This is a genomic window from Corallococcus sp. NCSPR001 (genome assembly GCF_017309135.1).
Taxonomy (GTDB): Bacteria; Myxococcota; Myxococcia; order Myxococcales; family Myxococcaceae; genus Corallococcus.
Genome location: NZ_JAFIMS010000002.1, coordinates 6,204,120 through 6,225,848, shown reverse-complemented (window position 1 = coordinate 6,225,848; position 21,729 = coordinate 6,204,120). Strand labels below are relative to the sequence as shown.

15 protein-coding genes are annotated in these 21,729 nt (G+C 68.0%); 7 read left to right on the top strand and 8 right to left on the bottom strand.

The window, feature by feature from the left end:
- Positions 1–9: 9 nt before the first annotated feature.
- Genes JYJ93_RS26835 through tssK form a run of 7 tightly spaced genes read right to left on the bottom strand, consistent with a single transcriptional unit; the run spans position 10 to position 13,918 of the window.
- Positions 10–6,879, bottom strand: a complete 6,870-nt coding sequence (locus tag JYJ93_RS26835) for a choice-of-anchor D domain-containing protein (protein ID WP_206796468.1) — start codon at positions 6,877–6,879, stop codon at positions 10–12.
- 9 nt (positions 6,880–6,888) lie between these two features.
- On the bottom strand, positions 6,889–7,395 hold the full coding sequence (locus JYJ93_RS26830) for a hypothetical protein (RefSeq protein WP_206796461.1): 507 nt from the start codon (positions 7,393–7,395) through the stop codon (positions 6,889–6,891).
- Complete coding sequence (locus tag JYJ93_RS26825; protein ID WP_206796458.1) at positions 7,392–11,096, bottom strand: type VI secretion IcmF C-terminal domain-containing protein; 3,705 nt, start codon at positions 11,094–11,096, stop codon at positions 7,392–7,394. The genes JYJ93_RS26830 and JYJ93_RS26825 overlap by 4 nt, the downstream gene beginning before the upstream one ends.
- A 3-nt stretch (positions 11,097–11,099) precedes the next feature.
- Positions 11,100–11,411 (bottom strand): hypothetical protein, encoded by a 312-nt coding sequence (locus JYJ93_RS26820; RefSeq protein ID WP_269012391.1) that lies wholly within the window; start codon positions 11,409–11,411, stop codon positions 11,100–11,102.
- The gene (locus tag JYJ93_RS26815; RefSeq protein ID WP_206796456.1) at positions 11,408–12,046 is read right to left on the bottom strand and encodes a DotU family type IV/VI secretion system protein; all 639 of its coding nucleotides are present in this window, start codon (positions 12,044–12,046) and stop codon (positions 11,408–11,410) included. The genes JYJ93_RS26820 and JYJ93_RS26815 overlap by 4 nt, the downstream gene beginning before the upstream one ends.
- A 12-nt stretch (positions 12,047–12,058) precedes the next feature.
- On the bottom strand, positions 12,059–12,637 hold the full coding sequence (locus JYJ93_RS26810; RefSeq protein ID WP_206796447.1) for a hypothetical protein: 579 nt from the start codon (positions 12,635–12,637) through the stop codon (positions 12,059–12,061).
- 27 nt (positions 12,638–12,664) lie between these two features.
- Entirely contained in the window at positions 12,665–13,918 is a 1,254-nt protein-coding gene (gene tssK / locus JYJ93_RS26805; protein ID WP_206796445.1) for a type VI secretion system baseplate subunit TssK, read from the bottom strand.
- Positions 13,919–14,227: 309 nt separating this feature from the next.
- On the opposite strand from tssK, the gene tssB reads away from it, so the two are divergent.
- Genes tssB through JYJ93_RS26790 form a run of 3 tightly spaced genes read left to right on the top strand, consistent with a single transcriptional unit; the run spans position 14,228 to position 17,039 of the window.
- Positions 14,228–14,788: a type VI secretion system contractile sheath small subunit gene (gene tssB, locus JYJ93_RS26800; protein WP_206796433.1), complete on the top strand. Its 561-nt coding sequence runs from the start codon at positions 14,228–14,230 to the stop codon at positions 14,786–14,788.
- Between the two features lie 50 nt (positions 14,789–14,838).
- A complete protein-coding gene (tssC, locus tag JYJ93_RS26795; RefSeq protein WP_206796423.1) occupies positions 14,839–16,356 on the top strand; it encodes a type VI secretion system contractile sheath large subunit in 1,518 nt (505 codons plus the stop codon).
- A gap of 32 nt (positions 16,357–16,388) precedes the next feature.
- Positions 16,389–17,039: a hypothetical protein gene (locus tag JYJ93_RS26790; RefSeq protein ID WP_206796414.1), complete on the top strand. Its 651-nt coding sequence runs from the start codon at positions 16,389–16,391 to the stop codon at positions 17,037–17,039.
- Between the two features lie 59 nt (positions 17,040–17,098).
- On the opposite strand, the gene JYJ93_RS26785 is transcribed toward JYJ93_RS26790, so the two are convergent.
- Complete coding sequence (locus tag JYJ93_RS26785) at positions 17,099–17,698, bottom strand: hypothetical protein (protein WP_206796412.1); 600 nt, start codon at positions 17,696–17,698, stop codon at positions 17,099–17,101.
- Between the two features lie 55 nt (positions 17,699–17,753).
- Here JYJ93_RS26785 and JYJ93_RS26780 point away from each other — a divergent pair, with 55 nt between their 5' ends.
- The 4 genes from JYJ93_RS26780 to JYJ93_RS26765 are packed head-to-tail and all read left to right on the top strand — an operon-like array spanning position 17,754 to position 21,727.
- On the top strand, positions 17,754–18,740 hold the full coding sequence (locus tag JYJ93_RS26780; protein ID WP_206796410.1) for a type VI secretion system protein IglI family protein: 987 nt from the start codon (positions 17,754–17,756) through the stop codon (positions 18,738–18,740).
- 13 nt (positions 18,741–18,753) lie between these two features.
- Positions 18,754–19,698 carry a hypothetical protein gene (locus tag JYJ93_RS26775; protein ID WP_206796408.1) on the top strand — a complete coding sequence of 315 codons (945 nt, stop codon included), beginning with the start codon at positions 18,754–18,756 and terminating at the stop codon, positions 19,696–19,698.
- A 14-nt stretch (positions 19,699–19,712) separates the two neighbouring features.
- Positions 19,713–20,099, top strand: a complete 387-nt coding sequence (locus tag JYJ93_RS26770; protein ID WP_206796399.1) for a GPW/gp25 family protein — start codon at positions 19,713–19,715, stop codon at positions 20,097–20,099.
- Positions 20,096–21,727 carry a hypothetical protein gene (locus tag JYJ93_RS26765; protein ID WP_206796391.1) on the top strand — a complete coding sequence of 544 codons (1,632 nt, stop codon included), beginning with the start codon at positions 20,096–20,098 and terminating at the stop codon, positions 21,725–21,727. The genes JYJ93_RS26770 and JYJ93_RS26765 overlap by 4 nt, the downstream gene beginning before the upstream one ends.
- The last annotated feature ends 2 nt before the right edge of the window (positions 21,728–21,729 follow it).

Here is a 21,729-nt window from a genome sequence, read left to right as displayed (position 1 = left end):
GCCGGAGCGTCAGTCCTCGGCCTGCGCCCGCCGCGTCTGACGCGCCAGCCCCAGGCCCAGCAGGAGCAAGAGCGCCAGCGCCGCGCCCCCATCTCCGCTGGTTCCACAGGCGCAGCCGCCGCCCTGGCCGCCCAGGGTCCGGGCCTGTGCCTTCAGGGTGAGCGCGGCCTCCGTCGTCGTCTCGCCTCGCAGGCGCAGCTTCAGCGTCCCCTCCGCCGGGCCCCCCACCTCGCCACGGAAGGTGACGCCCACCGTCGTCTGGGCTCCTGGCGCCAGCTCCGCGTCCAGGGCGCTCGCGTCGATTTCGAACGCCGGATTGCTGTTCGACACCACGCTCAACCTCGCTGGCGACGCGGACTGGTTCGTGAGCGTCACCGTGCGCGGCGCGCTCGTGGCGCCAATGTCCACCCAGCCCAGGTCCAGCTCCATGGGTTCGATGGTCAGGAAGCTGGCCACCGACACCCCCGACAGGGCCACCAGCGCCGCGCGCTCCTGGTCCTTCGTGCCCAGGACCAGCGCCGCCTTCGACGCGCCAATCACGGTCGTGTCGTACTTCAGATCCAACGTCAGCGAGTCACCCTGCGCTAGCGTGCGGCCCTCCGCTCCCAGAATGGGTGACACCACCACGAAGTTCGCGGCCTGGGGCCCCTCCACCTTGGGCGGCATCAGCACCAGCTCCTGGGTGGTGTCGTTGGTGAGCACCACCTTGGTCGCCGCCGGCTCCGCCTGGCGCACGGTGCCGAAGTCCACCGTGCGACTGAGCGCTCGGAACACCGTGGAGAGCCCTCGGCCCGACAGCGACACCTGCGCCTCCGGCGATTCCAGGTCGCTTGTCACCACCAGGAGGTTGGCCTTGGACGTGACGTCCGGACGCGGCACGTACTTGACGAAGATCTCCTTCGACTCCTGGGCTGCCAGCGTGAACGGCAGCGCGGGGCCGGACTCCACGTTGAAGTGCGACGGCTCCGAATGCTCGCTGGCGCCGATGATCTCCAGTCCGTCGACCCGCAGCGGCTGAAGCGACTCATTGGTGAGCCGCACCGAGCGGATGGCCGACGTCGAGGACTCCGCGACTCGTGCTCCGAACTCCAGCGCGGGGGTGGACAGGCTGAGCTGGTTCGTCCGGCCACGGCCCAACAGCGTTACGGAGAGGATCTTCGCCTGGCTGTCGTCAGAGGTGATGCGCAGCACCGCATTGAAGTTCCTCTGGGCATCAGGGTGGAACTGGATGGGCAGGTCCACACTGCCATTACGTCCCAACACGACGGGCATCTTGGAGGGCTTCTGGAGGACGAAGAACTTCGAATCCACCCCTTCCACGGCGAGGTCCTGGATGCTGAGCTGGCCTTCGTCCGAACCGACGCCGCCGTCGGTCCCCGCGCTCGCTGGGCCGCTGGGCGCCACGTGGGTCAGCCGCAGATTGATGAAGTCCGAGTTCGCGTTCACACGCGTCCCTCCGAAGTCCAGGGTGCCGTCAAACGCCTTGCCGTCCGTGCGCGTCACCGCCATGCGGACGGAGGTGGCGATGGCCTCCACCGTGAAGGGGATCTGGGCCCCACCCTGAACGACCAACCTGGCGCCGGCGGACCTCAGTCCCGCCGTCGAACCCAGCGGGCGGAAACGCAGCTTGAGCTGGGCGCTGCTTCCCGCCGGCACGTCCAGCTTCTGGTCCAAGCTGGTGAATTCGGAAACTCCCGCGTCGAAGTCCACCGAAACAATCACGGGGGTGATGCCCGAGTTCTGGACCGTCACCTCCTTGTCCAGATACGTGCCGAAGTTCACCGGGCCGAAGATAACCCCCGTGGGCAGGCTCACGATGCCTATACCATTCACCTTCAAGTCCATGATGAGGGGACTTGTCTCGATGTTGCTCGCGATGATGAGATTGCTGGTGCGCTCGTCCCGAGCGGTAGGTTTTGCCGAGATCCAGAAATAGCCGGTCTCGCTGGGCTTCACGGTGAAGCCAGTCAGTGGGGTCGAGCAGTCCGGCAAGGGGTTGGGCACCGGATCGGGCCGCAGGCAGAACTCGCCGGTGGCTGTGATGGAGGAGATCACCAGGTCCGCCTTGCCGTCATTCCTCACCGGGACGCGCTGGGTGGGGCCCTCGACGTCAATGGCCTGTGGCGCGAACTTGGGTACTCCACCTGGCAGCACCATCACTGGCACGGTTCCCACACCGGATACGGAGATGGGGAGCTCCATGGACTGGTCCGAGTCGCTCATCACCTTGAGCGTCGCATTCACCGGCAGCGCTGTAACTGGACGGAATTTGACTGCGACACTCTCCGTCTCATTCCCCTCGAGGATGATGGGGAAGGTCCCGTTGTCGGTGAGAGACTGCACGGTGAAGATGTCCGTGGCCTGGATGCTGAAGATCGTGAGCCTCGCGGACCCGATGTTCTTGAGCGTGACATTCTGGATCTTCGTCGTGTGTCGTGGGACCTCTCCGAAATCAATCTGACTCCGGCCCAACTCAAGCTTCGCGATGGAGGCCACCCCGGTCAGTTCCACGTCAACGGCCGTGGCATTGACGGGGGTGGTCCTGAGCCGGATGCTGAGTGTGGAAGAGAAGGATCCCGTGGTCGTGGTGGGGCTGAACTTCAAGATGATTTTGCGTTGCTGGCCTACCTTGACGAGCCGTTCAGGCCACCCCACCACGTCCGCAAGGAAGCCATTGGACGGAGACACCGTCACGCTTTCGATGTAGGCATCGACCAGGCCTGTGTTCCTGATGATGAGTTCGTGCTCGCTCGTTGCGTCCTTGAGCGTAGCGGGGAAGTTGTACTTGGCTTCATCCGACGACAACTCCGCATCCGCGCCAAAGCCACTCAAGGGGAAGGTCCGTGTCGTAACGAGACCCGAGGTCACACCGCGATACTCGATGGCCAGGGTGTCGTCGTACCGAGTTCCCACCTCGGTCGGACGGAAGCTCACCTTGAAGGCAGGCGTCCGCGTCGAGCCAGGACTGAGCACGGGTTCGCTGGAGGTAATCGGATCCACCGAGAACACCGAGTTGAAGTGCAACACTTTGATCGACGTCACCCGGAGCGCCTCGGAGGCGCCAAGCTCATTCCGAAGGCTCAGGCTCTTCTCATCCACGGCCGTCACGTTGATCTGACTATGGCCGAACTTCAGTTCGGATGCTCCGAAGATGGCGTTGGGGCCATTGGAGTTGCCTTTGAGGATGAGCACCGGCGGTAGTTCGCGTTTGTTGGTGGTGTAGAACCGCAGCTGGGTCTGCAGGTCGCCCACGCTCGTTAGCGGACTGAAGCGCAACTTCACCGTGGTTTTCTCACCGGGGGCCACCGTCTGGGCCAGGAAGTCGACGACCTGGAAGAACGTCTTGCTGTCCGGGACAATCTCCGACAGGAAAAGCGGATGGTTGCCGGTGTTGTACAAGTTCGCGTAGGCCAGGCGTTCTCCTCCTGGCGCCGCGTTTTCGAACAACAGGGTGCCGTCGGGGTTGTCCTTGAGCGTCAGTTCGGGGGCGAGCGCCTTCCCGGTGATTGAAACGGGAGCCACCTCCTCGCTGGCATCTGTCTCGAATTCGAGCGTTCGCGCGAAGGACTCTCCCCAGGTGGTTGTCGCGAAGGCCACCGTCAACGTTTCAGTGCTGTTCGGCTCAACGGTCAGCCCTCCCGAGGGAATCCCCGTGAGCGTGTAGGGCGCAAGGGACGCCGCGGACACGGAGTTCACCTTGACGGGCCATTTCGTGGAGTTTTTGAGGGTCACCAGCCGTGTCGGGGGCTTATCGCTCACGGTCCAGCTGCCGAAGTCCAGAGACGTCGGATTGACGACCAGCGAGGTCTTGCGCGCATTGCCACGCAGGGGAACGCTGGTCAGGCAGGATTGGCTGGTGGCGGGGGAGGTGTTGAAGGTGAGCGTGCCATCCACGTTGCCACTTGCGTCAGCGAGGGGCTTGAACTTGATGAAGAGGTCGACCCCGGTGGAACCCGGCTCCAGTGTGAATGGCGCCGTGGAGCTCACCGTGTAATGGGGAGCGCCCTCTGTCACCTGGGGCGTCACCGTCACCGCGACTGTGCCCGTGTTGGTGACCTTCACCAGCTTCTGTTCTCCCACCGGGTCTCCCGCCGCCTGGTCCGAGAACAAGAACGACGCGGGCGCGATGCCGATGCAGGCCGTGCCAGGTGTCGCGGAGCCAGACACCTCGAGCTTGGGCGCGCTGGGGTCATCCGTGGTTTCGAAAGCCAGTTCGTCCAGCAATGACTCCCCGGGGGCGGTCGGCTTGAACGTCACCTTCATCGTCTGGGTCTGCCCCGGAGCGAGGGTGAACGGGCCCGCGGTATCCACCTCGAAGTGCAGCTTTTGAGCAAACTTCAGTTGGGACACGGTTACCGGCTTGCCGCCGGCGTTGGTGAGCGTGAACTCCTGGGCGGCGCTGGTGTTGCCCACCGCCGTGCGCGGGAAGGCCACCTGCGCACGGTTCAGCTTGAGCTCGCCTGGGGGCACTGCCTTCGCGGTTCCCTTCAGGGAGAGCTTGGGGGCGTCCGTGCCAGCGCCGGCGAAGGTCAGGGTGTCCGACACAAGTCCGGCGGCGGCGGCGGTGGGTTTGAACGATACCCTCAGGAGGTGGGTATCGCCGGGAGCGAGGCTGAAGGACCCCGAAGGGTTGAGCTCGAAGTGGAGATTCTTCTCCAGCGCAAGCTGGGTCACGCTGAGCAACTCGTCGCCGTCGTTCCGAACCGTGACCTCCTGGGCGGCGCTGGTGGCGCCCACGGACGTCTCCGCGAAGGTCAGGGTAGGGCGGGACAACGCAAGCGTCGCGGGTTGGAAGCCTTCACCCTTCAGCGAGGCCGTGGGGGGAGTAGGGCAGAGCGTGGTGCTGGAGCTGTTCGTGAGCGTGAGCGTCCCGGTGGATTGGATCCTGGATGTGGGCTCGAACGTGACGGCGAGTTGCCCGGATTGGCCCGCGGGAATGGTCAGGGTCCCAGGCGTCAAGCTGAAGGGTGAGGTGAGCGATGGCGTGTTGGAGAAGGTCTTGTTGCCCAGGTTGAGAACCTTCACCTGGCGTTGCGGCGACTGGGTGCCCACTTGCTGCCTGCCGAAGTCCACGACCGGCTGCTCGAACACGAGGAGCGGGCCCTCCGCGGTGCCGCTGAGCGCCACCGTGAGCGAGGGCATGTCTGGATCGTTCGTGTAGAGGGTCAACGTCCCCTGGAAGCCGCCAGGCTGCTTCTGGCCGAAGGCCACCTTCACGGTGACCTCGTTCGGGTTGGCTTGGGTCGAGGGAAGAACAGTGCAGGGGAAGCCGCAGGCCGTGGTCGGGGTTTTATACAGGCCGACGAGGGAGAAGCCCCCGGTGATGCTCGCGTTCTGGATGTTGAGGTTCGACCCGGATTGATTGCGCAGGATGACAGAAGCTTCCGTTGAAGCACACGCGTCACGAGTCCCGAAGTCGATGGTGGTGCTGTTCAGCACGAGCTTCGTGGCGACGACCGGCGGGGTGGCTCCGGACAGGTCGAGCGTTGGCACGGTGGAGCCCGTGTTGGTGAAGGACATCCGGGTCGAGGCACTCCCGGACGTGGCCGGGGTGAACGTCAGCTTCAGTTGTCGGATCTCGCCGGGGGTGAGTTCGAAGGGGAGCGCGGCATCAGCCGTGAAGGCCGAGCTCGCTGGCTGCAGATTGAGAGCGGTGACCTTGAGCAGGCTGCCGCCTTCATTCCGGAGCGTGACTTCCTGGGAGCTGGCGCTGCCCACGGGCGTCTGCGGGAAGGCCATGACGGTGCGGCTCAAGACGAGCTTCCCGAGGGGCGCCGCGACAGCGGTTCCAGACAAGGTGAGTTTGGGCTGGGGGGACTCGCCGTTGCTCGTGAAGAGCACGTCTTCCGATTTCGCCCCGGCTGAGGCAGGTTTGAACTTCACCTTCAGGATCTGGGGCTCCCCAGGAGAGAGGGTGTAGTCCCCCCCCATGGGGGTCACTTCGAACGAAGAGTTCGAATTCAACGGCGGCTGGGTCACCGTCAGCGGATAGTCGCCACTGTTCGTGACCGTGACTTCCTTCTCAGCGCTCACGTCGCCCACGGTCGTGTTCGGGAATCCCAGGGTTCCGCTGCTCAGCACCAGCTTGGCCGGCGACAGGCCTTGCCCGCTCAGCCATACGGTGGGCGGAGCAGGACATTGTGAAATGTTGGCCAGGGTGAGGGTCCCGAAAGCGGCGCCCGAAAGCGTGGGGGTGAACGTCACGGCCACGCTCTCCGTGTGGCCTGCGGGAATGGTCAGAGGCGTGCTCGGGACGCTGAAGGGGGCTTCCGTGCTGGGGGTCCCGACGAACGTGTCAGTGCCCAAGTTCTTGATCGTTATCGAATACGGCGACGAAGGTGTGCCCACCTTCTGCGCTCCGAACACAACGGAGGTCTGTCCGACGATGAGCAACGAACCCGTGGCCGTGCCGTCCAGCGTGACGGTGATGGTCGGAGCGACCGGATCATCCGTGTAGAGCGTCAACGTCCCGTGGAAGCTTCCGGGCTGGGTTGGAGAGAAGCCAATTCTCACGGTCATCGCGCCTGTGCCGTTGGCCGGCGTGGGCGGCACATTGCAGTTGGTGTTGCAGCCGGGACCTGTCGCTCCGTGCACACCGTTGAAGGTGAATCCCCCGGTGATGGTCGCACGGTAGATTTTGCGATCCTCGGTGCCGGTATTGGTCAGCGTGAGCGAGTTCTCTCGCGGCACGCACGAGGCCTGGGGATCGAAGTCGATGGAGGTGTCGTTCAACTCGAGCGAAGGGACGGGATCGTCCGGTCGCAGTGCCGCGCCGACGGTGCTCTTGGAAGTGCCGGGTTCCGGTGGTTTCTCCGCCTCGGGACCGCAGGCGGTCAGGACGCACAGTGACGCCGTCAGGATGAGCAGGATGCGTTGCATGAGGCGACCTCAGTTCTCGGCGTGGAGGGCCGGGGCCTTGGCGGTGGAGGAGGGTGGAGGCTTCGGGGCGGCGGGCGGCTCGGGCGGCTTCGCAGCGTCGTCGCCTTCCTTGGGCGCCGCGGGCTGCGTTCCCGTGCGGATGCGCCCTTCGAGCAGTTCGATGTCCAGCGAGCCCGGCGTGGGGGTGTTCACGAACTGCTGCCAGGTGCCGTCTGGCGCGGTGAAGAGGAACGACACCGCCACTGGCGCGGCGTCGTCCGGCAGCGGCACCTTCAGGCGCTGCAGCGTTCCCGGATAGATCAGGGCGGACAGCAGCACGTCAGCGTCCGGCTGGAAGATGCGCGCGGACACCTCGCCGTAGGACTCCACGGCGAACTGCTTCGGGTCCACCTTGCGCACCAGCATGTACAGCGGCCGGCCCTGGTTCGTCCCCGACGGGGCCTTCACGCTCAGGTGCAGCGTGCTTGGCTGACACGCGGTCAGCAGCGTCAGGAGCAACGGGATACAGCGCCTCATCGCGGCACCTCGCGGAACGGGATCCAGGGCTCACCCTTGAGCCCGAAGCGCAGGTCCATCACCCCGTCCGTGGACGTGGCCCCTCGCGCTCTCAATGACCAACGGCGGTGCTGCGGGTCTTCCGTGGACTGTGACGACTCCAGCAGCCGGAAGCAGCTCCACGCCGACCGCGACTTCTCCAGTGACGCGTACTGCACCGACTGGTCCGCGGGCGCTCGCACCTCCAGCATCAGCGACGCCGTCTGCTGGTCCCACCACGCGAGCGGGAACTCCTGCCACGACGGACTCTGGTTGTACGCGAGGAACGTCGTCTTGCCGCACTTGAGCGATCCCAGCGTCACGAAGCTGCCCTGCGTGGGCGCCTTCGGCAGCGGCAACGGCATCACCTGCAACATCAGCGGGCGGGGACGCCCCTCCGTGTCCCACAACATGCGGGCCAGCCTCGACAGCCTCCCCAGCGTCGGCAGCATCCCCTGCGGCAACGACAGCCGCGACTGGAGCGCGCCTCGCGCCACCCACTCCGAGCCTCGCTCCTCGCACACCGGCGCCAGCACCCGCGTCGCGAACTCCCAGAAGGCTCCGTCCTGCTTGCGCAGCACCTCCAGGTCTCCCGGGTCCACCTCCTGCGACGCGTCCGGCGTGAACGGATAGCGGCCCAGCAGCGGACGCAGGAACCGGCTCGAGGCGTCGTCCCACTGCCGCTCCAGGGTCCGCTCGATCTCGCGCTGTCCCAGCTCTCGCACCGCGAGGAACGGCTGGCGGAAGGGCTGCCGCAGCTCTCCGATGAGCCCCTGCTGATCCAACCACGCGTCCACCTTGCGAAGGTAGGACGTGTCGTCCTCCAGCATCATCGAGAAGGCCAGGCGCCCCAGCGGCGTCAGCAGCTCCGGCAACCTCGCGGCTCCGTTGGCCGGCTGCGCGCTGCCGGTGGCCAGGCCTCCGTTGAGCGACGCCGTCGCCTCCGCGGGCACCACGCCCTGACGGGGCACCGCGTTCAACTCGTCCGACATCTGGGCCACCAGCGCCCGGTAGGGGTTGAGCGCCGTGTAGTTGCCCGTCTCGTCTGGCTTCATCACCGTGGCGATGGGCTTGAACGGCGCCACCGCGTTGCGCAGCGACTCGTAGAAGGGGCCGTCCAGCGGCTCCAGCGCCACGCCCTGCGCCACGTCGCGCAGCATGTCCACCAGCTCCGAGGACGGCTGCGTGAGGCGCGACAGTTCCTCCGCCAGCAGCGCGGGAATCACCGCCTGGAAGCGGTAGGTGGACACGCGCTGGAAGAGGCGGTTGCGGTACTGGAACGCGAACTGGTTCACCTTGCGCCGCACGTGCTCCTGGCGCTGCGACACCTCCTCCACCGGGAGTCCCGCGCCCTTGATGCGCGTGGTGAACTCGTCCACCAGCGGGCGCAGCCGCGTGTCGAACTCCAGCCGGTCCGCCGCCAGCGTTGCTCCGCCCCGCGACGCCACGGCCTCCTCGCCCTCCACCACTCCGAAGGGCAGGCGCCCCGTCTTCTCGTGGTAGCGCAGGAGCGCCTGGTGCAGGAGCCGCGAGCCGTCCTTGGGACGGAACTCGAAGGTGCTCTGGAGCACCGGCACCTGGAGCACCGCGGGGCCGTTGCCCGGCAGCCACAGCCCGTCGCGCACCAGCAGCTCCGCCACGGTCATCTTCTGCACCGCCTTCACGCCCAGGTACGCCTCCTCCTCCATGCGCAGCACGTTCGTCAGCACTTCGCGGTGGTCGTTGATCCACGCCACCGTCTTGAGCGTGGAGGGGATGCCCCGGAAGCGGCTGGTGTCCACGCGGGCCTCGGAGGCGGCCAGGAGCTCCAACGCGCGCGGCAGGTTGCTGAAGCGCGCGCTGTCATCCAGCAGCGTCTGGAGCCGCCTGCGCTCGTCCTGCATGGACTCCAGCTCCGCGTCCAGGCGCTCCAGCTCGCGCGGCTCCACGGCCCGGTTCGCCAGCAGGTCCTGCAAGCGCCGCAGGTGCGCCTGCCACGGCATCAGCTGCGCCTCCAACGTGAGCGGCTCCGGAAAGGGCCAGCGCGCCCAGCTGGCCTCGGGCGTGTCCGGCGCGGACCACGGCGGATTGCTCATGACGACGTAGTCGGCCACCAGCGACTCGTTCAGACCCACCGCCGCCACCCACGAGCGCCCCGCCTCCGACGCGGCCACATTGCCCGGGGAGTCCGCCTCGCCGCCCTCCGACACGAAGCTCCAGTTCGGGCGCGTCTTCAGGCTGGAGAGCACCAGCTGCCCCAGCGGCTCCTCGCGCGAGCCGTGCAACGTGGCCAGCAGGTAGACGACCTGCTCCGGACGGCACGTGTCCGGCTGGCGGTGGCACTTCTCCAGCGCGGGCCGGATGTGGGCCTCGCGGATGCCTCGCGCCAGGCGCTGGCGCAGGTCCTCTCGCGCGTCGGTGAAGCTGTAGCGCAGCAGGGGCCACGTGTTCATGGCCCGCCACAACGAGTCCAGGGACTGGCCCGCGGCGACCACCGGCTCCTGCACCGCGGCTCCGGACACCGACTGCCCCTGGTCCCGGATGCGCTGGACCATCTCCTCGAAGCGCTGCACGCGGGTGCGCGCCTGGCCCAGCCTCCACGCGAAGTGCCCGTACACGGCCAGCAGTGGCAGCGCGCACGCCAGCCCCAGCAGCACCGCCCGGCGCAGGTGGATGTGCAGGTAGCGCTCGTGGACCGCCTTCGCCGTGCTGGCCTCGGCGGACACGGACAGGACGTCCGGGTCCCTGGCGTCCTTGTCCGCGGAGGACAGCGATACCGTGGCCAGCGTGGGGGCGTGCGCCAGCGTCTGACCCTCCATCAGCGCCGTCACGAAGCGCGACAGCGCCTCGAAGGGCGCGTGGCCTTCCGAGTAGAAGCGCTCCAGCCGCTCGAAGGACTCCACCGGCAGCGCCGTCAGGCCCAGCGCCAGGTACTGCTCCTGCGCCTTGAGCAGCGAGCCCAGCCTGGGCTCCTGGCCCGGCGGGGGCAGGGGGAAGCGCAGCGGCACGTGGTGCGCGCGCAGGAGCTTCGCGAAGTCCGCGTAGCCCTCACGCTCATCCAGGTGGGTGAGGCACACGCGGGTCTCCAGCGCGCTCCCGCGGACCTCCGCCAACAGGTTCAGCTTGCCTCGCAGCAGCTGCGCCGAGCGGCGCACCTCGTCCGGCGGCGTGTCCTGCAGCCAGCGCGCGTCCAGCACCAGCACCGCCAGCGCCTGCTGGCCGCTTCCGAAGCTGTCCTTCCACAGCCGGCGCAGCGCCTCTCGCGCCTGGGGCGACTCGTCCTCCACGAGCTGCGCGGACAGCTCCTGGGCCACCACGTCCGCGCCCAGGTACACCTGGAGCAGCGAGTCCGAGAGGAGGCTGGGCAGGAACTGCCGCGCCTGCCGCTTCCAGTCCAGGTCCAGTTCAATCAGCCGCGACTTGCCCGCGCCCGCCGGCCCCAGCACCACCACACCTGGCAGGTCGCGGACCGCCACGCGGTGGCGCAGCGGCAGCCCGGCCAGGAACTTCTCGCGCACCTTGCGCAGCCGGTTCTTCGCCAGGGGCTCCGGCGCGGCGGCGCCTCCTCCCGCCGGCGCGCTCTTGCGCTTCGCGCGCCACACGAGGAACAGCGGAATGCCAATGGCCAGCAGCGCCACGAGCAGCAGCGCATACGGCTTCCACTTCGGCGGGATGAAGGCGATCAGCTTCTTGATGACATCCATGGCTCAGCGCTCTCCCCAGCCCAGGACGTGCCCAGCCCGGCCCGAGCGATGCAGGGCCTCCAGGACGTCCTCCAGCGTGTCCACCGTGCCCGCGAACGACGCGCGCGCCTTCTCCTGCTCCTCCGGCGACAACCGCGCGTCACCCGGCCCCGGCATCAGGCGGGCCAGCGTCTGGCCCAGCTCGTCCAGCATGGGCTCCAGGCCGTATCGCCCGACCCCCAGGCGCGCGGCGAGGGTCTTGCGCACCTCCTGGAGCAGCGCGGGCGCGGCGTCGAGCGCGGCCGGGGCCTGGGCGGCGGCGGCTTGAGGCTTCACCGGGTCACCCACCAGAGCAGGCACTGCAGCCCCAGCACGCTCGCGGCGCTGGCCGCGTAGTAGCGAGCGGGGAAGGTGTAGAGCAGCGGCCCCAGGGACTCGCCGGCCGCGACGGGGGCGGGCGGGGGCGGGGGCGTGACGATGCGCGCGGACAGCCGCTCCTGGTACTCGCGCAGCTTCGCCGTGTGGCCCAGGTAGCGGCCTCCGAAGCCCGCCGTGATGCAGAAGTGGAGCATCTCGAAGAGCAGCGCGGGCGAGCCCGGCTGGTCCAACCGTTGATCCGCCAGCGTGTAGAAGGCCTCGCCGCCGCCGTCCTCGCCGAAGAGCCGGTACTGCAACAGCGGCCACAGCGGCTGCTCCGCGTCCGCGAGCCTGAGGAGGACGCGCTCGTCCACCAGGTACGTGAAGGGCTTGAGCGCGTCCTGCACCTCCTCGTCGCGGGCGTGGGCGCCCAGGCCCGCGCGCAGCCGCTCAATCACCTCCAGGAGTTCGTCGTGGAGACGGCGCAGGCCCTCGCGGCCCAGAAGCCCCGCCGCCGCGGCGGAGCCGGGCGCGGACTGCGGCAGCCACCCGTCCAGCACGGACTGGGCCTGCCGGTACTGCGTGAAGACGACCTGCCAGTGCTCGAGCTTCATCCGCGCCCCCCGCTAACCCACGTTCACCATGCCGCCCTTGAGTTCCGCCACGCCGTCCGCCTTGAGCCCCAGCTTCGCCTTGGCGGTCACGTTCACCTGCGCCCCCTCCATGGCGACGTCCTTCTGGCCCTCCGCCTTGATGGACGGGGCCTTCAGGGCCACCGCGCCGCTCTTGGCCTCCACCTGGATGTCGTCCCCCTCCACGCTGAACTTCTTCGCCGCCTTCAGCGTCACGGCCTTGTCCGAGGAGAGGGTCGCGTCCTTCGCCGCCTTCTGCGTCAGCTCGTCCTTCGTGGTGACGCTGAAGGCCTTGGCGCTCTCCAGCGCGAACGTGTCGTCGCTCTTCCACGACGAGGCCTTCGTGGACGTGACCTCGATGGTCTCCGCCTTCAGCACGAAGGACTTGCAGGTCACCGTGACGCTGTCCTGCTTCTGCACGATGGTGCTGGTGGCGCTGTCACCCTTCACCTCCAGGGTGATGGCTTCGCCGTCCATCTTCACCGTCTGGAGGATCTTCCCGTCCTTGTCCTCCGTGGTGAGGATGAGGCCCTTCTCCTTGTCCATGTCGATGATGCAGATGAGCTTGGGCATGCGCGCCGTTCCCCCCTCGGTCCGCCGTCAGGCCCTGCGCCAGTAGAGGAGCACCTGCGCCCCTTCGAGCGCGGGCGTGGCGAAGAACGTGAGCCCGTCCTCGCGCGTCGCGGACTGCCATTCCTCGCTCTGGGGCGTCAGCTGGTACCAGTCGATGTCCGCGTCGAAGGCGTGGGGGAACGAGGGGAAGGCCACGTGCCGGTACGGCACGCCCTTCAAGGCCTGGCGCCGCACCGCCGGCAGCCGCAGGGGACTGGCCAGCTTCACGCCCTCCATGGAGCGGGGCCGGTCGCGCTCCTGCCGGCGCACCAGCAGGTAGAAGTCGTCCGGCGGCGGCGTCTCCTTGGGCAGCGGCGTCAGCCTGAAGTGCCCGTCCTGGAAGTCGAAGGCGCGGTAGGACATGGGGCTGGCCTGCGGGCGGAACCCGCGCGTGAGCAGCTCCATCCACCGCGCGATCCCCGGGCCCGGCGCTTCGTGCTCGTACGCGGGCAGGTCGTCGTCCGGCTCCGCCTCCAGGTAGCAGCACGTCTCGAAGTACAGCCGCCGCAGCGCCTGCACCAGCGGGTAGGGCGGCGGCAGCAGGCCGTGGCGCATGTCCTGGCGCAGCACCTGGAGGCTGCGCACCTCGCACAGCGCCCGCCGCGCGCTGGCCAGCCGGTCACCCCGCACCAGGCCTTCGCGCAGCGACGTGCGCAGCTGCCCCTGCGCCTGCTGGAGCAGCCCGTCCAGCTGCTCGAACAGGGGCTCGAGGAACGGGTGGGGCCCCACGCTCAAGAGCGGCGGCAGGTGCGTGGAGGACAGCCGCCAGGGGCCGTCCGCGTTCCGGGTGAAGACAGCCAGCGACAGGCTGCTCACCGTGTCATCCACGACCGGCTCCAGGGACAGACACAGCCGCCGTCCCGCGCGCACCACGCTGGGCGTCTCACCGCCCGCGGGCGCCAGGTCCTCGCGGGGCTCCAGCACCCCCAACAGGTGCAGATACACCGTCACCCGCGTGCGCCCTGTCTCCTCGAGTGACAGCGGTGTCACCTCCGCGTTACCCGGCACCTCCACCAGGTGGCCACCCGGTAACACCGCGGTCAATTCCTCCAGCGCCACCGAGCCCTTGGCGAGCAATACATCGTTGAAACGCAAGCCGCTCACGCCCACCACCGGCAGGCCCGCGAATCCCGCGTAGCGCCGGGCCTCCGTGGAGAGGGATTCCTCCTGGGCCCGGAAGTGTTCGGGCAGCAGGGTCTGCCCCTCCTGCCACAGGACTCGCGCGAGTGTGTCTGGGGTCATGACCAGGGGCGGCGGGAGAGGGTTTTCCTGTCACAGGGACCGCCCGGCAAAAGCTTGCTCGGGCTGGGTGACAGTGTTTAGAAAAAGCTACCGGCCTGAAGCCTGTGACGTCAAGTGAGCCTGGCTGATCCACCGTGTGTGGTTTCTCGCCCCGGCGGGCAGGCAATGCCATGGGTTGGGTCCTTCCTGTCACCCCGGGTGATTATGGGCCCATCGTGTCAGGTCATGTGTTGGGGGTGTATTGCTTTTGTGTATTCGTATGGTTTATCAATTCTTTCACAAACGGCGGTTCAGTACTTGGGGGTACTCATGGCCATCACCGACGAAATTCCCAGATCACGCATCACGCTGACCTACCGCACCCAGGTGAATGGCACCCGGGCGGACAAGGCGCTTCCGTTCCGGCTGCTGGTGATGGGGGACTTCTCCAAGGGCACCTCCGTGGACCGCAAGAAGGACCTGGATCAGCGGGAGATCCGCAACCTGGATGGCAAGAACCTGAACCAGGTCATCCAGAACATGGGCATGACGCTGAACTTCAGCGTGCCCAACCGCGTGGACAAGAAGGACCCGGTGGATGGCTCGGCGCCGGCGCCGCTGCAGGTGAGCCTCAAGCTGGACTCGATGAAGTCCTTCAGCCCGGTGGACGTGGCCCGTCAGGTGCCGAAGATCAACGCGCTGCTCACGCTGCGCAAGCTGCTCCTGGAGCTGCAGGGCAACCTGGACAACCGCAAGGAGTTCCGCCAGCTGGTGCGCCAGCTCGCGCAGAACCCGGAGGCCGTCCAGAAGCTGAAGACGGAGCTGGCCGCGTTCAAGTCGATGAGCCTGCCGAAGCTGGCCGCGACGAACCCGCAGCCGCCCACGACGTGATGCCGGGCGAAAGCCCCTCCCCACGACCTTCCTGAACGAGGCCTTTCTCCATGCCCACCACTCCTGCGTCTTCCCCCACCGCGACGACCGCCGTGGCCGATGTGCCCCTGGACCTTCCGCTGTTCCTCAACAGCGTGCGCCTGGGCTCCGTGCCCGCCGCGCGCGACGCCTCCGCCCAGACCGACCTGCTGGTCATCCCCGACGACGCCACCCCCGAGGAGCGCTTCGTCTCCAGCCTGGCGGCCATGGTCCACAACATGGACACGGAGGAGGGCCGCTTCGACAAGCAGACGGTGCAGGAGCTCGTGGGCACCATCGACGCGCTGGTGTCGGATCAGCTCAACGCCGTGCTCCACGCGCCGGAGTTCCAGGAGGTGGAGGCGCAGTGGACCGCGCTCAACGACCTGGTGCGCAACACCAACTTCAAGGCCAACATCGAGCTGAGCCTGCTGGATGTCTCCAAGGAGGAGGCCTACAGCGACCTGGAGACGAACGCGGCGGACGTCGCCGGTTCGGAGTTCTTCAAGAAGCTGTACGTGGCCGAGTACGACCAGTACGGCGGCGCCCCCTACGGCGCGCTGGTGGGCCTGTTCGAGTTCGCCAACACGCCGCAGGACATGCTGTGGCTCAAGACGATGGGGAAGATCGCCGCGGCCAGCCACGCGCCGTTCGTGGCGTCCGTGTCCCCGCGCTTCTTCGGCTGCGACACCATGAAGGAGGTGTCCCAACTGCGTGACGTGTCCAGCCTGCTGGACTCGCCCAAGTACTCCGCCTGGAACGCGCTGCGTGACACGGACGAGGCCGCGTACGTGGGCCTCACGCTGCCGCGCTACATCGTCCGGCCGCCCTACAACCCGGAGACCTACCCGGCCCCGGGCATGAACTTCACGGAGGCGGTGAAGGGCGACAAGGAGGAGGAGTACCTCTGGGGCAACGCGGCCATGCTGTTCGCGCGCAACCTGGTGCGCTCGTTCGCGGGGAGCGGCTGGTGCCAGCACATCCGCGGCCCCAAGGGCGGCGGCCTGGTGGCGGGCCTGCCCGTGCACCTGACGCACCTGCGCGGCGAGGAGGAGATGAAGCTGCCCGTGGAGATGTCCATCCCGGACTTCCGCGAGCTGGAGCTGGCCAACGGCGGCTTCATCCCGCTCATCCACAAGAAGGGCAGCGCGGAGGCCGTCTTCTTCAGCGTCCAGTCCCTCAAGAAGCCCAAGGTGTTCGAGGACGCCAAGGACTCGGAGAACTCGCAGCTGGTGACGAACCTGGCCTACACGTACTCCATCAGCCGCATCGCGCACTACGTGAAGGCCATCATGCGCGAGAACATCGGCAGCACGGCCAACGCGGCGTACATGCAGCAGCAGTTGGACCGGTGGATCTCCCGGTACGTCACCACGCTGGTGAACCCGGATGACCTGACGCTGCGCTACTACCCCTTCAAGGCCTACAACCTCACCGTGGCGGAAGTGCCCGGCAAGGTGGGCTGGTACCACTGCAACCTCTCCGTCCTCCCGCACATCCAGTTCGAAGGCATGAACGTGGACCTTCGCGTGGATGCGCGGCTCGGCTGACAAACCCCGCAGCAAACTGGAGGACCGAAACCATGGGTGATGGACCGCTTGGCATTTCGTGTGACTGGCAGCAGACCATCCAGCAGCGCCCCCAGAAGAACATCCCGGTGGGCTACCTGTTGGACATCAAGGGGATGGGCAAGGACGACGGCTCCTTCCCCAAGAGCAGCAGCCTCTTCTACACCCCGTTCGTGGGCGATCCCGCCTACGCCGGTGTGCAGTTGGAGGACGTGGGCGCGAAGAAGGCCGTGCGCGCGGTGGGCCTCATCACCCAGCTCCAGTGGGAGGGCGGCAAGCTCGACCCCATGGACTTCACGGTGCTGATCTCGCCGGAGAACAAGGCGGACTTCACCGGCATCACCAACACGGAGATCCGTCAGCTGAAGTTCTGGATCTGCGAGTGGGACAGCGCCCAGGGCAAGTGGTTCGAGAAGTGCTATCCGCTGGGTGACGAGGCCGGTGGCCCCGCCAACGAGATGTCCGCCCGCCTGAACCAGAAGGGCAGCGAGGTGATGCTGCACGTGGGTGAGCCGGAGAACGTGGGCGTCACGGACGTCAAGTTCTGCCAGATGACCTTCCAGCTCATCCCGGACAAGGCGCACCTGTGCAACATCCACTACGGCCACAACTCCATGGACAAGGACGTGTACGCCTGGGGCTACGTCGAAGGCAGCCAGTCGTAAGGGATTGAAGCGCGGGCGGGGAGGGCGGACACAGCGCCTTCCCCGTTTCCGCTTGGGGGCTACTTGTCCGAGCCCCACTTGGTGACGCGGCGCTCCTGGGAGTTGGTGGCGAACTCCAGGGTGGTGCTCTTCTTGGGCGCGGGCACCACCCGGAACTGGAAGCGGTGGAAGCGGATGTCCAGGTCCTCGCCCAGCGTGGCGGGCTGGTTGTCCAGGAAGACCTTGGGGCGGCCCTTCTCCGTGTCCATCAGCGCCTCGGCGGAGGCGGGGCTCTTCAGCTTCGCCGCCTCGAACCAGGTGTCACCCGCTTCATCGAAGTCGATGATGGCCCACGCCAGCTTCAGGCGCAGGTTGTCCAGGGGCTTGGCGAAGTGGTTGAGCACGTTCGCGGCCGTGACGCGGCCCACGTACACGGTGAACTCCAGGGGGCCGGAAGCACCATTCATGGACAGCCGTTCAATCAGGCCAATGCATTGCGCCTTGGGTCCGAAGTCCCCCACCGTGGGGGAGAACAGGGTGAGGTCCTTCGCCAGGTTCAGCCCCCCGCAGCCGTTCCATTCCAGCAGGTACCCCAGCGCGCCCCGGAAGCCGGGCCGGTATTGAAACCCGGTCTGCCAGTTGCATTCGATTTCGAGAACATCGGGCTTGGCGATGGGCATGGAGTGTCTGTCCTTGTGAATGAAAGACATGTAACATGAAGTGGAAAGACAGACCATGAGAGACCTGAGCCTGTGCCTGCGCCCCGTGGAGGGCGGAACGCTGGAGCGCCTGGAGTCGCATGACCCGCGCTTCCTCACGGTGGCGGACCTGGTGCAGCGGGAGGCCTACGCGGAGGCCGCGGACGCCATCGAGGCCCTGGACGCGGAGGGGGTCTACGAGGTCCGGCTTTCGGCGAACTACCTCTTCGTGGCGCTGCGCGAGGACGGACTCGCGCGCCTGCCGGAGGTGATGGAGGTGCTGGCGTCGCTCGCGCGCGCGGCGGCGGAGGAGGCCGCGCAAGGCGAGGGGAAGGACAAGTCCAAGTCCGCGGTGCTGCTCAACAAGGCGCTGACGTGGCTGTTCCAGACGCTGCTGAGCGCGCTGAAGTATCACCACGGCAAGAGGGACGCGGGCTGGGAGGCGTGGACGAAGGGCTTCACGGACGCCAAGCGCAAGGACGCCCTGCGCGGCATCCAGGCCCTGCAGGGCGCGCTGGAAGGCCCCGCGTTCCGCAACGGAGCCCAGGGCCTGTCGGGGCTGGGGCTGTGGCTGAAGGAGACGACGCAGGAGCGCGCGGCGGCTCCCGCGCCGGCCCCGGAGCCCGCGAAGCCCGCCGCCCCCGCGAAGGGACGGGGCGCGAAGGCCTCCGCGGCGGCCGCGGCCACGCCGCCCTCGCCGTTCCCCCGCACGACGGGGCCGCTGCAGCTGCGCGGGTCGGTGCACCTGCTGGAGCTGTGCGACAAGCTCAAGGCCTTCGAGGTGCTGGTGGAGCGCGGCGACTTCCAGAAGGCCGCGATGGTGAGCGACGACGTGCTCCGGACGCTGGAGGAGTTCGACCCGCGCCGCTACCTGCCGGAGCTGTTCTCGTCGTTCGGCGCGCTGCTCAACCGCCACGTGGGGGACATCCAGGAGCACTGGGAGCGCAAGGAGACCATGGAGTGGCGCACCCTGGCGCAGTTCTACCAGGTGGACCTGGGCGCCTTCGTGGGGCCGGGCGAGTGAGGCGGCCCCGGTCATGATCGGCGCCACGCCGCTGTTGTCCCCGCTGGAGCGGCGCATCCGCGCCCGCGCGAAGGACTTCGACCTGGGGCCGCTGTTGCGGCTCTTGGAGACGCAGGGCTATGGCCGGGACCGGGTGCTCTTCGAAAGCAACCCGGAGCCGGTGGCGTCCGCGTCGCTGGTGGAGGCGGTGACGTTCCACGTCTCCCCGGTGCGGCGGGTGGTGGTGACGCTCAACCTGGGCCTGCTGGCCACGCCCGGCCTGTTGCCCAGCTACTTCCTCCAGGTGGCCGAGCAGTTGCCGGAGCCGGAGCCGTTCCTCGACTTCATCCGCTTCTTCGACCACCGGCTGCTGCTGGCGCTGGTGGAGGCGCTGCACCCTGAACGGGACACGGGCCTGGTGGGGGACTGGGAGCGCACGAAGGGCTTCTACCTGCGCATGGTGGGCGTGGATTCGCAGGCCACGCTCCAGTGGCTGTTCCAGCAGGTGTTCCCGGAGCTGCGCGTGACGTGTGTCCGCCGCGCCTTCCGCACGCGCTTCTCCGGCATGCGGCCTGCCCACGGCCCCACGCCGCTGGATGGCACCGGCATCCTGGGCCAGACGTACGCGACGGACATCAGCGGCTTCCAGGTGGAGGTGTTCGCGGACGAGGAGGCGGACATGCGCGGGCGGGACTGGCCCGCGCGGGTGCGCCACCGCTTCCACCGGCACATCCTGCCGCTGCTCGCCCCCGCGCGGATGCAACTGGAGGTGGTGCTGACGGTGCTCGCGCATGGGCGGACCGTGCGCCTGGGGCCTCGGGGGCAGCTGGGCTACGAGCGGCTGCCGGGCGCGGAGGGCAAGCCGCTGCGGCAGCTCATCTTCCTGGGCGACACGTCCGTGCCGGTGGCCGCGCCGCCGCGCGCCGAGGGCGACCGGCAGGGCATGAGCATGGGCACGCCGAAGGCAGCCGGGCGCTAGGCGGGGAGGGGACCGTGGGCTTTCTGCACCGGAAGTTCCTGGGGGTGGTGGAGACGCCGCGTGAGGCCGTGCTGCGCAACCTGGGCCACCTGTTCCAGGCCAAGCGGGGCGCGGCCTCCGTGCTGCCCGGCTTCGGGCTGACGGAGACGGGGTTCCGCTCGGACGCGGAGCGCGTGGCGGGCCTGGGCGCGGAGATCCGCGAGACGCTGTCGCGCTACGAGCCGCGCGTGGAGGTGGTGTCCATTGACGAGGCGCCCGCCTCGGCCGGCGGCGCGCCCGGCCTGGTGGTGCGCCTGCTGTTGCGTGACTCCCACGAGCCCATGGACCTGCTGCTGGACCCGGGCTCGCGCCGCCTGCGCGAACGGCCTCCGGAAGAGGACGCGGGGGAGGACGACCCATGAAGTTCACCGAACAGCTGAAGATGACGCTGGACCTGAAGGCCGGTGACGAGGCCTTCACGCTGCCCTCGGGCAGCATCAAGCGCCTGTCGGTGAAGGCGCACTCCTACGGCTTCGAGGCCCAGGTGGAGTGGTGGGTGATGTGCAAGGAGAGCGGCGACGAGGACACGCTCTTCACCCCCTTCACCGACACCAAGCCCCTGACGGCGACGCTGACCATCGACCGCCGCTACGGCGCGCAGGCGGAGGGGCGCGAGGGCGCGGAGGCCCTGCCGCTGAAGCTCATGGGACGGGTGGAGGAGCGCCACGTCCGCGAGCGCTCGCTGGCGAACGTGAAGGACGCGCCGGTGATGCAGCGGCGCTACCGCATCCGCCTGGTGGACCCGGCCGCGATGCTGTGGCGCCGCCACTTCCCCAGCGGCGTGTGGGTGGATGAGACGCTGCAGGCGGTCATCCAGGCGAACACGCCCGGGGGGCTGGATGTGGCCTACGAATGGGAGGCCGCGGGGACGAAGCACGGCCTCCACGCGCTGGGGCTGGGCGCGGATGACGACTCCGGCGCCAGCTTCCTGGACTTCCTGCACTGGGTGCAGGCGCGCATGCACGCGGGCATGTTCCTGGACTACGCGGAAGGGAAGTACACGCTCGCGGCCGCGAAGCCCGAAGGCGGCGAGGCGCTGGTGTTCACCCGCGACGAGGTGGCGGAGGTGGACCTGCGCTACCCGGAGCCGCGGCGGGACGCGCTGTCGGTGCTCAACAGCTACGTGGACGCCGGCACGAAGCGCAAGGCGGTGGAGAACGCGGACGCCATCGCGGGCGTCCTCACCGAATGCCTGGTCACCTCCACGCTGGAGGACACGCTCACGGACCGGGTGACGCTGGAGACGAACCGCCAGCAGATGGAGGGTCCGGAGGTGCGGCTGTCCTTCGCGAGCTACCCCCGCGCGTCGCTGGTGCTCAACGGGCTCTACACGCTGGGGGAGTTCAGCACGCAGGCCGCGACGCACGGCAAGCAGTACCGGCTCCACACGCTGGAAATGGACGCGCGCGCCGTGGAGGACGACGCCGCGCACGACCCGGACAGCGCCACCAACGACTACTCGCTGAAGTTGAAGGCCACGCTGGAGGAGGCCGCGGATCCCACCTTCCGGCGCCCGCGCTTCCGGCCGCCGCGCTGGCCCTTCCTCGCGGAGGGGCGGGTGGTCAGTGAAGAGGGCGGGGAGCCGGAGCGCACCTATCAGATCCGCCAGGACGAAGAGACGTCGGTGGAGTCGTACCGGGTGAAGCTGCCCCTGTGGGACAAGGAGGTGCGCTGCCCCTATGAGCCGCACCAGCAGCCCGGGCACTTCTATTTCCCCGCGGACAAGGGGACGCGGGTGCTGGTGTCGCTGGACTACCAGCACGCGCGCATGGACCGCTTCCTGGAGTGGCGCCCCGGCGCGCGGCTCCCCAAGGAGTCGCAGGGCAACCACCTGCTGCTCGGCAAGACGGACAAGAGCGAGACGTCCATCCAGCACCTGTATCAGGACTCGAAGCCCATGCTGCGCATCCAGCGCACCCTGGAGAAGGACACCCAGCTCATCGAAGTCACCGAGGGCCGGATGTTCCTGCGCGTGCAGGAGGGGGAGTAGGC